Source organism: Geodermatophilus sp. DF01-2 (genome assembly GCF_004571065.1).
Classification (GTDB): Bacteria; Actinomycetota; Actinomycetes; order Mycobacteriales; family Geodermatophilaceae; genus Geodermatophilus.
Window position 1 is genome coordinate 1 of sequence record NZ_SPQN01000011.1, and the last position, 12649, is coordinate 12649.

Consider the following 12649-nt stretch of genomic DNA (forward strand, 5'->3'; position numbering starts at 1 on the left):
GGGCACCAGTACCGCCGCCGTGAGCCCGGGGGTGTCCGGCCGCCAGGCGAACTCGCGGACCGCGAGCCGGTACCGGTCGGTCGCGGCAAGAGTCACCAGGTCGTCGTCGATCTCCAGGCGGACGCCGCGTTGCTCCCGCGGGCCAGCCAGCCCGGCGCGGCGCCGGACTCCAGCACGCTGGCCAGCTGGTCGGCCGTCAGCGTCCCGGCGTCCTGCTCGGCCCAGGCGTCGGCGAACAGCCAGACGTCCAGGCGGCGCAGGTCGGCCAGGTCGTCCGGCGCGAGCTCGGCCTTGACCGCCGCCTCGAGCAGCGTCCGGGCCCGCTCGGTGTCGGCCGTGGGTGCGGCGGGGGGCGATAGGGCCCCGCGCCCCGGGGCCTCGACCAGCTCCACGGTGATCGGCGCGGTGTCGCCGTCGTCCTCCCGGGTGCCGGCGTGCAGCGACACGCCGGCGGCCAGCGCCCGGGGCAGGACGGTGAACACGACCTCGGCCACCTCGCGGCCCGTCGGGGTCCGTCGCGGCAGGGTGCAGGCGCCCGTCCCCGCGGCGAGCGCGGCCAGCACCTGGGCCAGCGGGGGGGTGAGGGCGTCGACCTCCTCGGGGGTCAGCGGCGGCACGCCGCGGTCGGCGAAGGTCACCGGTAGCGGCGGCAGGTCGGCGGTGGGGGAGGAGTCGCCGGGCAGCTCGTCGAGGAACCGGCCGGCCCGACGCAGCGCCAGCAGCTCGCGGACGCCGAGCCGGCCGCTCTCGTCCCACAGCAGGTGCACCAGGTAGTTGCCGGGGCGGCCGAAGTCGTCGGCGCGGGCGGCGACCGTGCGGTAGAGCACCCGCCCCGTCCCGCGGGAGAGCAGCCCGTACGCCTCGCCGTCCCCCGGCCGGAAGCCGACCAGCGCCCCGAGCACCTTGCGGGTGCGGCCGACCTCGGCCGGCCAGTCCGCCGAATGCGCGTAGACGCCGAAACCCGGCCCCTCCAGCGTGCGGCTGGCGGAGGTGTAGAGCGCCTGCGGACAGGCCCGGCCGCTCATCGCGACCACTCGCCGCGCAGGCCCGCGCCGTACTCCTCCGGGTCGAGCCCCTCCTCGGAGAGGAAGCCGGACCGGGCCAGCAGCACCAGCAGCGGATCGAGCACGCCGGCCGGCGCGATCCGCGGGTAGCCGCCGTCTCGGGCGTCGGCGCCGGTGGCCGAGACCGCGTGCACGGTCGGCCGGGGCAGCCGGTGCAGCACCGCGGTGAGCAGGTTGGAACCGCCGCTGACCTCGAGGAAGTCGACCAACCGGGAGCTGTTCTGCCGCACGTCGGCGAACCAGTGCGCCAGCGGCGCCGCGCGCAGGTCGGGATCCCGCAGCGTGTCGGCCGGGAAGTCCGGCACCGCGCGCAGCTTGTCGGCCTTGCTGAGGACGACGGCGGTCGCGACGTCGTCCAGGTGGCTGTCCGGCGGCAGGTTGCGGGCGCTGCGCAGCACGTTGGCCAGGTTGACCACCATCTGGGTGTGCCGGGCCAGGCCCATCGAGTCCTCACCCGGATCGGCCACGTGTCGCAGCCGCGGAAAGACGCCCGGGGAGAGCACCACAAGCACCGCCGTCGCGGCGTAGAGGAACCTGCCGTACTGGCCCATGTCCTCGCTGCGGTAGAGCTGCTCGCCCGAGGCGTCGAAGAAGACCAGGTTGACCGAGCGTTCGGCTCCGTTCCGGCCCGCGCCGCGCAGCACCAGCATGAACGGCTCCGGCGAGCTGCCCTGGCCCAGCAGCGGCAGGGTCAGCGGCAGCTGCTGGCGCTGCACCATCAGCCGGTAGCGGTGGTCGTCGAAGCGGGCCGCGCTCTCCTCGTCCATCTCCACCGAGATGCCGAGCGGGGCCAGCGCCCCCTCGTGCAGCAGGTCGACGAGCACGGTGAGGTAGGTGCTCTTCGACGCGCCGGTCAGCCCGACCAGGCCGACGACGATCGTCGGCCGGTCGAGGTACTCCGGCGGCAGCCGGTGCCCGCGGGGGCAGGTGGGCACGACGTTGGCCGCGGCCGCGCCGGCGGCGTCCCGGGCCGTCGGCGCGGGCAGCGGGTCGGCCCGCAGCGGGTCGAGCAGCCGCTGCCAGCGGCTGCGGCGCTCGACCGGCGGAGGCTGGGGCGCGCCGGTCGCGTCGCGCCAGATCGGCGCGGACAGGGTCTCCAGACAGCGGGGGCAGACGCGGCGCCTCATCATCAGCGGACGAACAGCGCGAAGAAGAGGACGGCGGTCACGCAGAAGACCGCCAGCAGCACCCGCTGGCGCTCCCGGAACCGCTGGCGGCGCGCGTCGAGCCGCTGCTGGGCCAGCGCGCGCTCGTACATCCCGGACACGGTGCTCCTCCTCGGTACTCGGGGCTCGGAAGACGACGACTCAGAAGACGACGACTCAGAAGACGACGACTCAGAAGACGACGTGGTACAGCACGGCCAGCACCAGCCCGGCGACGACGCCCAGCAGCACCATCGCCACCGCGGCGACGGCGAAGCCGGTCCAGGTGTCGGCGACCGCCCGTTCCAGCCGGGCCAGCTCGTAGCGGGCCGCCTCGGTCACCGCCCCCAGGGACTGCAGGTCGCGCATCGTCGTCCGCGGGTCGGGGATCTGCGAGGTCTGGCCGAGCCAGCGGGTGCGCTGCTCCACCTGCCGGGCCAGCTGTGCCACGGTCGGCCGTCGCTCGGGGTTGAAGCGCAGCGCGCGTTCCACGCTGTCGAGCAGGTTGGCCGGCACGCGGGTGAGGTCGAGCCGGCCGGCCCGCAGCGCGAGGTAGTAGTCGGAGTCGGGCATGGTGTCGTCGGGGTCGACCGGATGCGCCGCGCCCGCCGCGAAGGCGATCACCATGCCCCAGCTGTAGACGTCGCTGGCCTCGGTGAGCACGGCGCCGGCCAGCTGTTCGGGGCTGGCGAACAGCTTCGTGCCCAGTACGGCCATGCCGGTGGTGGCGGTGCCCGCCGGTGACTCCGGGCCGATGTAGCGGCTGATCCCGAAGTCGACCAGCCACACCTCCGAGCCGGAGATGATGATGTTGCCCGGCTTCACGTCCCGGTGGACGACGCCGGCGGCGTGCACGTCGCGCAGCGCCCGCAGCAGCCCGATGGCGATCCGGCGCAGCTCCTCGGCGTTGAGCCCGCCCGAGCGGGAGGCCATGAACTCGTCCAGCGGCGTGCCGGCCACGTACTCCTGCACGTAGTAAGGCGCGTCCGCGGCGAGATCCTGGTCGATGATCGCGGCGACCCGGGAGCTCTTCACGCGGGCGGCGTTCTCCACCTCCCGGGCCAGCCGCTTGCGGGCCAGCTCCGGCGCGGCCTCGGGCAGCCGCTTGATGACGACCAGCGCGCCGTCGGGGCCGGCCGACCCGACGAACACGTCGGCCCCCTGGCCGCCGCGCGGCAGCCGGCACAGCAGGTCGTAGGGACCGATGCGGTCCGGGTCGCCGGGTTCGAGCAGGCCGATCTGGCGGGTCCCGGCCAGATCGGCCACCGCTCCGGCGGGGTCGAGCGCCTCGTCCACGGTTGCGCGGCCCTCCCTGTCGGCGGCAGGTGGCCCCCGACGGTAGTGGCTCGGCCTGTGAACCGGCTGGGAGTCGCGCGCGGCGGGAAGGGCACGGGGCGGCGCGTCCCGGGTCCCGGGTTTCCGGCGGCCCGGGCCCCTCCGTCCCGGTGCCGCCCGGAGCGAGGGTCGGTCCCGGCAGGCTCAGGCGGTGAGTGCACCTGCACTCACCGCCCGAGCGTCCCGGGAGGGACACCTGCCGGCGCGGTCGCCACCGGCTCGCTCGGCGGACCGGGGACGGTGGGACCGGGGAACCGGTGCACGGCGGGGTCCTGGTGTGGTCGTCTCCACAGCGAGCGGGCTCCTCCACACCTGCTGGTCGGCGAGGCCGACGGTCCCGGTGGGACGACACCCTTGGGACGTGTCGTCCTTCGACCTCTCCGGGGTGCTGCGCCGGATCCGCCGACGGGCCGACCTGTCCCAGCGACAGCTGGCCGCTGTCTGCGGGCTGTCGCAGTCGGCGGTGGCGCAGGCCGAGAGCGGGCGGCGCGACCTGCCCGTCGGCGCCCTTGTCCGCGCCGCCGAGCAGGCCGGCCTGCGGCTCGCGCTGCTCGACGCGGCCGGCCGCGAGGTCGCCGGGATGTCGCCGGACGCCGTGCGCGACCGCTACGGCCGCCACTTCCCGGCCCACCTCGACACCCACTTCGCCGACGAGCGCGAGGGGCGCTACGAGCACCGCTACGACCGCCCGCGCCCCTGGTTCACCGTGGACGTGGACCGGGCCGCGCGCGACACACTCCGAGGCCGCCTCGGCACGCCCGAGGACCACCACCCCGTGCGCCCCGGGGACTCGCCGCAGGAGCGACGTGCCCGGCGCCAGGAGGCCGCACGGCAGCGCCGACAGGAGGAGGCGCGGCGGAGCCGGCTCGCCGGGGCGGGTCCCCGCGTTGCCGACGAGTTCGCCTGTCGCTGTCCACCGGCCTGCGACGAGCTGGATGACGGCAACGGGCGGCCGGTGCACTCCCCGGACTGCCCCTGTGGGTGCGACCTGGGTTGAGCTCGCGAGGCGACGACGCGGGTCAGCCGGCGATGAGGTGACCCGACTCCTGGCGCACCAGCCGGCCGGCGTCCAGGACCCGGGTCAGCGCGGCCTGCAGCAGCGGGGCGAGGGACGGCGTCCGGCGGCGGTAGCCGAAGACCTCGGCGGTACGGACGAGCAACTCGTCCTCGGCCATCCCGGCGGCGGCGGACCGGCACAGGGCCACCATGGCGTTGCCGATCTCCTCGGGCGTGACGTGCTCCAGCGGCCGGTCGGCGCTCGACCCCTGGCGCCGGAAGCCGGTCCAGGCCGCGGGGTCCAGCGACTCGGGCCAGACGAACTCGCCGTCGACGGCACCCGCGGGCAGCAGGGCCAGCAGCGCGTCGCGGCGGGCGTCGCTGACCCGGGAGAGGCCGAAGGCGCCTGCGGTCAGCCGGACCAGCCGGTCGCGGTGCACCGGTCCCTCCGCCCTGAGCCCGGCGGTGAGCACCCGCCGGACGGTGCGGGCGGCCCGCGGGTCGTCGAGGGAGTCGAGTGCCCTGCGCTCGCCGCCGCTCCTGGGCGTCCACGGCACGAAGAGGGTCTCGCCGTCCAGCAGCGGCGCGACCGGCGCCTTCTTCGCCGTCCGCCGGGCGGGCTTCGCGGACGGCGGCGGCTCGGCTCCGGCGGTCTCCGCGGGCGCCGCCGTCTCGGACCCGGCGGCTTCCGCGGGCGCCGCCGGGCCGGTCACGACGGGCTCGACGACCACCGAGGGCCCGGCGCGCAGCGGGACGACCGACCGCACCTCGGCGGCCGGCGGCGCAGCAGGCGCCGGCACCGGCGGGACGACGGCCACCGGCACGACGGCGACCGGGACGACGGCCGCCGGCTCGGCTGCGGGTTCTGCGGCCACCTGCGCCGGCACGGCGACGGCCGGCTCGAGCACCGGCACCGCCGCCACCGCGGCGTCCAGCCGGTCGAGCACCGCCTCGCGGTCGCGCAGCCACGTCGGCAGCCACACCCGCTCGACGGCGGGCCAGCCCAGCATCCCGGAGAGCACCTCGACCGGCAGGCCGTCGCGGTCGCCGACCGTGCGCCGCCGCGCCCACGCCGGACCGTCGAGCAGCACCGCCAGCACCGGCTCGTCCGGGGTCTCGCCCCGCGCCACCGACAGGTCGACCCGGAACTCCGAGAGGCCGACGTCGGTGCGCACGCTCAAGCCCCGGTCGCGCAGCGCCGCCGCGACCTCCTCGCGGTGCCGGTCCGGGACGGCGACCGGCCGGGCGTCCCGCGGCAACGCGTCGGTGCCCAGCGCGGCCAGGTCGAGGTAGGCGCGCAGGTGCTTGACGCCCACCGACGAGGTCTGCTCGGCGCGCAGCTGGGACGGGTCGAAGGAGGAGAAGACGACGACCTGCCGCCGGGCGCGGGTGACCGCGACGTTGAGCCGCCGCTCGCCGCCGACGCGGTTGAGCGGCCCGAAGTTCAGCGGCAGGGAGCCGCGGTCGTCGACGCTGAACCCGGTGGAGAACAGGACGACGTCACGCTCGTCGCCCTGCACGTTCTCCAGGTTCTTGACGAACAGCCCCTCGCCGTCGGTGCGGTCCAGCGCCTCGACCAGCCGCTCGTCGCCGGCGTCGCGCAGCAGACCCTCAACGTAGGCCCGCTGCTGGGCATTGAAGGTGACCACGCCGATCGAGGGCAGGGTGTCCGGGGAGGCGTCGAAGCGGCGGCGGACCTCCGCGACGACCGCCTTGGCCTCCATCGGGTTGGTGCGCAGCAACCGCCCGGCGCCGGTGCGGTGGAAGGTGCCGTTGACCCGCACCAGCGAGATGCCGCGGCCGTCCGGCCCGGACGACGGCCGGCCGTGGGTCGGCGCCGGGAAGGACGAGAGCCGGTTGTCGTAGTAGGTGGCGTTGCTGAACGCGATGAGGGACTCGTCCTGGCTTCGGTAGTGCCACGACAGCCACTGCCGCGGCACCCGGGCCTGCACGCACTCGGAGAGGATCGACTCCTCGTCCTCGACCGCGGTGCCCAGCAGCTCGACCGCGTCGTCCTCACCGGTCCCGGCCACCGGCTCGGCGAAGGACGTCGGTGGCATCTGCCGGCTGTCCCCGACGATCACCGCCGCCTTGGCCCGACCCAGTGCCCCGACGGCGTCGGCCACCCGGATCTGCGAGGCCTCGTCGAAGACGACCAGGTCGAACAGGCTCGCCTCGGCGGGGAAGAACCGCGCCACCGAGTCGGGGCTGACCAGCACGCACGGCAGCGCGGTGGTGACCAGCTCGCCGTACCGGGCCAGCAGCCCGCGCACGCCGAGCCCACGGCGGGCCTCGGCCAGTTCCCGCTGCAGCGCACCGACCTGCCCGTCGCCGGAGGCCGCGTCGAACGGCCGCGCGGCGAGCACCGAGCCCGGCAGCGCCGTCCGCAGGTGCGCCCGCACCGCACGCGAGGCGGCGGTGAACCGGCTGATCGCCCGCTCGTGCGCGTGCGCGTCGAAGCCGTCGAGCCCGGAGGCGTCGCGCCGTTCGGCCACCGAGGCCAGCGCGAGGCCGCGCTCGAGCGCGCGGACGGCGTCCTCGGCGGGCAGCTCGCCGCTGACCAGCAGCGCCCGCGCCTCGTGCAGGCCCGCGGCGCGCAGCGGCTCCAGGGTGTCGACGAAGTCGGCCCACCGGCGCAGCGACATCAGGCCGGTGTGCTCGACGCCGCGCTCGGGGCGGGTCATCTGCCAGCGCAGCACCAGCCCGTCGTCGCCGGCCCAGTCGGCCAGGCGCCCGGAGTCACTGCTGCACACCCGCAGCAGCGCGGCCACCGCGTCGCGCAGCCGGGCCACCGCCGCGCCCACGGCGGCGTCCGGGCCGGGGCCCTGGACCACCCAGCGGCGCAACGCGACGGCGAACTCGCTGGCGCTGTCGGTGGCGGCGCCGGCCCGCTCCAGCCACTCGACCTGCCCGACGAGCAGCTCCGGGTCGGCCAGCGGGTTCCAGGTGGGCGGCACGGACAGGCCCGGGATCACCGAGGCGCGGGCGACGATGCCCTGGGCGGCGGTCTGCACCCGCCACAGCTGGGCGGTGAGCTCGGGGACGTCGCGCAGCTTCACCTGCACACCCGGCCGCAGCACCGGCGCCAGCTGGCGGCGGACGACCTTGAGCCCCTTCCGGCGGGCCGTCCACCGGCCGGCCTGCGCGGTCTGCGCGGTGACGTACAGCTCGGCCAGCGGCAGCTCCAGCGCGGCGGGGGTGGCCCGCTCCAGCCCCGGGTGGACGGCGCTCGTGAAGGCGGCCACCTCGCCGAGCACCGCCGTCGTCGCCACCGCCCACCGCTCGGTCGGCACCTCGTCGAGCACGTCGAGCGGCGTCGGTGGGCCGGACAGCAGGTGGGCCAGCGCGCCGAGGTCCCCGGGCGTGCGGACCTCGCGCAGCGCGCGGGCCAGGTGCGGTTCTCCGGGGATCTCCCGGATGGCCTGGTCGACGGCGGCCGCGGTCTGCTGGGCGGCGAGCAGGTCGACCCGCGAGGTGTCGACGAACGCCCAGGCGTGCCGCGGCGAGGGGCGCACCAGGTCGGCGATGTCGGGAAGGAGCGCCAGGGCGCGGCGCACCGCGGTGAGCGTCTCCTCCGACGCGGCGGCCACGAACGCCGGGGACAGCGGCAGGCAGGGGACGCCGTCCGGCGTCGACAGCACCGCCGTCCGCGCCGAGTAGAACGACAGCCCGGCGGCGTTCTCCGCGTGCAGCCGGTCGGCGTAGCGGGCCAGGGTGCGGCGGGCCGAGCGCAGGTCCGCGCCGTCGTAGCGGCTCCGTTCGTCGGCGGGACCCTGCTCGTCGACGGCGACCGCGTGCTCCAGTGCCGCCTTCACCTGCGCCCGCACTCCTGCGGCCTTGGCGCCCTTGTCGTGCAGGTCGAGGACGAACGGGCCCATGCCCACGGCCTCCAGCCGCCGCGCGACGACGTCCAGCGCCGCCCGCTTCTCGGCGACGAACAGCACCTTCTTGCCGTCGGCGACCGCGCGGGCGAGCAGGTTGGTGATGGTCTGCGACTTGCCGGTGCCGGGCGGGCCCTCCAGCACGAAGGTGCGCCCGGCGGCGGCCTCGGCGACCGCGCGCAGCTGCGAGGCGTCGGCCGGCACCGGGCACCGGGCGGCCAGCTCGTCGAGGTCGGTGGCGCCGACGGTGTCGGGGACGGGGTCGGCATAGGCCTCGGTCGGCCGGTGCACGAGGTGGTGCACCAGCGGGTTGGCGGTGAGGTCCGCCCAGTGCTCGTCGAGGTCCTTCCAGAGCCGGTACTTGGCGAACTGGAGGACGGCGAGGTCGGCGGTCGGCTCGACGCGGTGGGGGAGCCCGGCGTCGGCCAGCGCCTGCCGCACGGCCTGCAACGCCTTGTCGAGGTCGAGGCCGGCGCCGTCCTCGACGGTCTCGGTGAGCCCCGGGACGGTCAGGCCGTGCACCTGCCGGAGCTTCTCCAGCAGGCAGTGGTTGGGCGTGCTCGACCCCGTGTCGTCGATGGTCAACCGGTAGACGCCGTTGCGGCTGGTCGGGGTGAGGATGACCGGCACCAGCACCAGCGGGGAGCGCAGCGGGCGGCCGTCGAGCTCCCACACCAGGCTGCCGAGGGCCAGGTAGAGGTTGTTGGCGCCGGTCTCCTCGCGGACGGTCCTGGCCTTGTAGGCCAGGTGGCGCAGCCGCGGCAGGTAGCCGCCCTCGCTGACGTCGGCGTGCACCGCCCTGCGCTCGACGAGGACCTCGGCCAGCTGCGTGGCCGGCAGCTCGCGTGCGGAGGTGACGCCCCGCTCGCGGTGGACGGCGGCGATGCGGTCGCTGGGCAGCAGCGAGACGGCGGTGCCGGTCTGCAGCAGGTCCTCGAGGGCGGCCAGGTGCGTCGCCGGGACGGTCAGCGGCAGCCCGGCGCGCTCGGTGTAGTTGATCAGCCGGTTGCGCAGCGAGAGGTCGAGCAGGCTGTTCTTCCACTGCTGCACGCGAGCCGGTGGAAGGACCCCGTCCTCCTCACCCCTCGCAAGCTCGGGGCGAGCCTCGGGACGGGGCCGTGGAGCGTAGGGGGGTCCTTCCGGGGCCGCGACGCCGTGCACCGCGGGCCGGTACTCGACCACCTGCACCGCGCCGTCCCGGCCGCGGGTGCGGGCCGGCAGCGGCACGATGCCGTCGCGCCGGGCCCGGTGGACGTCGGTGACGCCGAGGACCCGGTCGAGGTCGCCGGCCAGCCAGGTGGAGTACGCCGGGCCGTGCAGGTCCTGCGGGGCGGCGTCCCGGGCGCGGCTGGTGAGCAGCGTGGTCTCGACCAGCCGGATCAGCCCCAGGTCGACGAGGTTGACCAGCGGGGCGACGTCGGTGGTGGCGGCGCTCTCCCCGCCGCGCTCCTCGCGCCAGTAGCCGCAGAACGCGTGTCCCTCCGCTAGCCACAGCAGCGGCCGGATCCCGGCCTGCTCGAGCGTGGCGGCCAGCGTGACGGCGGTGTCCAGGCAGGTGCCGACCCGCCCGTCGAGGACGTCGCCGGGGGTGCGCACCTTCTGCCCGACGTCGGCCCAGCCGGCCGGCGGCTCGCTGTAGCGGATCTGCCGGCGGCGCATCGCCTCGGTGAGCGCGGCGACGATCTCGTCGACCCGCTCCGGGCCGGACCGGTAGCCCTGCACCGACCCGCTGCCGGTGCGCTGCTCGAGCAGGTCGGCGGCCTCGCCGATCAGTGCGGTCACCGTCGGGTGGTTGGGCATGACGTGCGCGGCGAGCATCTCCAGCGCCAGCGGCACCGGCGCGGCCAGCCACTGGTTGGCGGCCAGCACCTGCACCGGGACGGCGGTGCCGCCGACGTCCTCGCCGTCCACCAGCAGGTCGACCTCGACGGAGCCGGGGCGCTGCTCCTCGATCTGCAGCATCGCCGCCGGGTCCATGACCAGGCCGACGTCGCTGAGCACCGTCGTCTGGCCCGCGTCGAGGTCGACCAGCACCTCGACGGCGCTGCCGATCGGGCCCTCGGCGTCCTGGACCCCGAGCCGCACCGTCGCCCCGCGCACCGCGCTGCCGTGGTTGGTGAACGCCAGCCGCGACACCACCGGGACGCGGTTGTGCGCCAGGGCGTAGCTGAGCACCGGCGTCGCGGTCGCCTGGATCGCCACGGCCGGCCGGGTTCCGGGGGTGGAGGGCCGGACGTCCGTGGTGCTCATGCCGTTGTGTCTACCGGTCCGGACGGACCGGTCCGGTCAGGCTGCCGAGGCGTCTGGGACGGGTGTGGCGGGTGCGTCCGGACTGAAGAAGGACCCCCCTGCCCCCCACCGCTCGCAGGCTCGCGACGGGCCCCTGCAGGGGGGCCGACCCTCCCGGGTGGCGTCGGCGGGTACGTCACCAGCGAGGTCGCCGAACGGTGGGGGCTGGTCAACCGGCTCGCCTCCGAGGGGAGTCTCGACCGGGCCCTGGGCCGGTGGGACACCGGGCGCTTCCGCATCACCCGCACGACGGGCGCGGACGCGTCGAGCACCACGCAGCGCTGAGCTCACCCCTCGCCCAGGGCCGCCGACCGCCCGAGATCGGGCGGCGTCCCTCGGTCGGGTCGGCGCGCGACTCCGAGCACGTGTGGGGTGGAGGGTTGGGTGATGAGGGTGTCGGGAAAGCGCAGCCGGCGCAGTTCCGTGATGACGAAGCCGGCCCGGTCGATGAGGCCCACCGGATCGGTGGCGGTGTGGCAGCCACCTGCCAGCAGCGGCCACACCGTGGCGTCGGCCAGGCGCTGCATGGCGCGCTGCCTTCGGGTCTGGCCGAGGCTGTGCTCCAGGAAGGCTGGCCGAGGCTGTGCTCCAGGAAGGCCAGTACCCCACCGGGGCGCAGCACGCGGGAGATCTCGGTCAGCGCGGCGGCGCGGTCGGGCAGCGAGCACAGCACCAGGCACAGGACGGCGGCGTCGCAGCTGGCGTCGGGCAGTGGCAGCGCCTCGGCGGTACCCGCGACCACGGTGACCGGTACCGGCGCGTCAGTCGCCGCACGAACGGCGAGCGCACGTAGGTGCGGTTCGGGCTCGACCGCGGTCACCTGGGTCACCGCCGCCGGGTAGCGGGAGAAGTTGCGGCCGTTGCCGGCGCCGATCTCGATCACCGACCCGGACAGCGGCGCGAGCAGCTCGGTGCGCAGGGCGGCCAGGCCCTCGGCGTCCATACCCTCGCTGATGGCCGCGTAGAAACGGCTGAACACCGGCCGCCGCAGGTCTGTCGGAGACGCCTGGGGAACGGGGTTGGAAGGACCCATCACCGGATGGTCCCGCACACGAGTCGAGGTCGACACCAGCCGAGTACCCACCTGGGGCCGTTGCCGCCGGCGGTGGGCTGTTCGGCGCGGAGCTCGACGGGACACGTGTCGAGCGGCCCCGCCCTGTTCGTGTTGCTCGGTGCCCTGCGCCGACCGGCGACGGCGACACGTCCGAACCCCCTTGATCCAGCGGCTCCGTAGGTCCAGGCGAACCGTTCGTGAACGCTTACCGTTCCGACCAGGCGTGGAGCGCCCTGGGAGACCGCCGGCGCGCCATCGTGGATCGCCTGGCCGAACGGCCGCGGGCGGTGGGCGAACTGGCCGACGAGCTGCCGATCAGTCGGCCGGCGGTATCCCAGCATCTGAAGATGCTCAAGGACGCGGGGCTGGTCAGCGAGCGCGTAGCCGGCACCCGGCGGATCTATCGGCTCGATCCGGCCGGCGTGGCCGCGTTGCGCGATCAGCTCGACACGTATTGGTCCCGGGCGCTGGCCGGCTATCAGGACGCCGTCGAACGCCCAGACGCCACCGGAGATCACCCAGACGCCACCGGAGATCCGGGCGTCGCCGAACCATCAGGACAGGAGCCCTCACCGCCGACCGGGCCCGCGTGGCGATCGCCGTCGACGTCACCGGTCACGGCATCGGCCGTGTCCTCGTCCCGCTCGTCGTCCGCCGGGAAGCACCCAAGGAGATGCCGGCCAACATCGTCCGGCTGAAGCAGCGCCTCGAACACCGCAGTGGGTTCTCCACCGGGTGCGTACCGACCTGACCGGCGCGACGCAGTACGTGGCGCCGGGGCGGGGGATGCACAGCCGGGAGACGTGGCACGTGCAGGGTCCCGTGCTGTCTACGTGCAAGAACTCAGGGACGCCGACGGGCGCCGGCCGGGCGGCCGGGAGTGCT

At 75.5% G+C, this 12649-nt stretch carries 8 protein-coding genes; 2 read left to right on the forward strand and 6 right to left on the reverse strand.

Annotated elements, in window-relative coordinates:
• Positions 1-92: 92 nt before the first annotated feature.
• From E4P41_RS05380 to E4P41_RS05390, 4 genes are all read right to left on the reverse strand, one after another.
• Complete coding sequence (locus E4P41_RS05380; protein WP_135139904.1) at positions 93-1025, reverse strand: hypothetical protein; 933 nt, start codon at positions 1023-1025, stop codon at positions 93-95.
• Positions 1022-2194, reverse strand: coding sequence for a hypothetical protein (locus E4P41_RS05385; protein WP_135139905.1), 1173 nt, complete (start codon positions 2192-2194; stop codon positions 1022-1024). The genes E4P41_RS05380 and E4P41_RS05385 overlap by 4 nt, the downstream gene beginning before the upstream one ends.
• On the reverse strand, positions 2194-2331 hold the full coding sequence (locus E4P41_RS21930) for a hypothetical protein (RefSeq protein WP_167760934.1): 138 nt from the start codon (positions 2329-2331) through the stop codon (positions 2194-2196). The genes E4P41_RS05385 and E4P41_RS21930 overlap by 1 nt, the downstream gene beginning before the upstream one ends.
• Positions 2332-2401: 70 nt before the next feature.
• Positions 2402-3505, reverse strand: a complete 1104-nt coding sequence (locus E4P41_RS05390; RefSeq protein ID WP_135139906.1) for a serine/threonine-protein kinase — start codon at positions 3503-3505, stop codon at positions 2402-2404.
• 400 nt (positions 3506-3905) lie between these two features.
• Here E4P41_RS05390 and E4P41_RS05395 point away from each other — a divergent pair, with 400 nt between their 5' ends.
• A complete protein-coding gene (locus tag E4P41_RS05395; RefSeq protein WP_135139907.1) occupies positions 3906-4541 on the forward strand; it encodes a helix-turn-helix transcriptional regulator in 636 nt (211 codons plus the stop codon).
• 22 nt (positions 4542-4563) lie between these two features.
• Here E4P41_RS05395 and E4P41_RS05400 read toward each other — a convergent pair whose 3' ends face one another.
• The gene (locus E4P41_RS05400; protein ID WP_135139908.1) at positions 4564-10671 is read right to left on the reverse strand and encodes a DUF4011 domain-containing protein; all 6108 of its coding nucleotides are present in this window, start codon (positions 10669-10671) and stop codon (positions 4564-4566) included.
• Between the two features lie 326 nt (positions 10672-10997).
• A complete protein-coding gene (locus E4P41_RS23040; protein WP_245177127.1) occupies positions 10998-11237 on the reverse strand; it encodes a hypothetical protein in 240 nt (79 codons plus the stop codon).
• A 724-nt stretch (positions 11238-11961) separates the two neighbouring features.
• Here E4P41_RS23040 and E4P41_RS22595 point away from each other — a divergent pair.
• A complete protein-coding gene (locus E4P41_RS22595; protein WP_209307554.1) occupies positions 11962-12462 on the forward strand; it encodes a metalloregulator ArsR/SmtB family transcription factor in 501 nt (166 codons plus the stop codon).
• Positions 12463-12649: the final 187 nt, after the last annotated feature.

What these genes read in the sequence shown, in the direction of transcription:
- E4P41_RS05380 (WP_135139904.1), bottom strand. Translation starts at nt 1,025, where the DNA reads ATGAGCGGCCGGGCCTGTCCGCAGGCGCTCTACACCTCCGCCAGCCGC.
- E4P41_RS23040 (WP_245177127.1), bottom strand. Translation starts at nt 11,237, where the DNA reads ATGCAGCGCCTGGCCGACGCCACGGTGTGGCCGCTGCTGGCAGGTGGC.
- E4P41_RS05400 (WP_135139908.1), bottom strand. Translation starts at nt 10,671, where the DNA reads ATGAGCACCACGGACGTCCGGCCCTCCACCCCCGGAACCCGGCCGGCC.
- E4P41_RS05385 (WP_135139905.1), bottom strand. Translation starts at nt 2,194, where the DNA reads ATGATGAGGCGCCGCGTCTGCCCCCGCTGTCTGGAGACCCTGTCCGCG.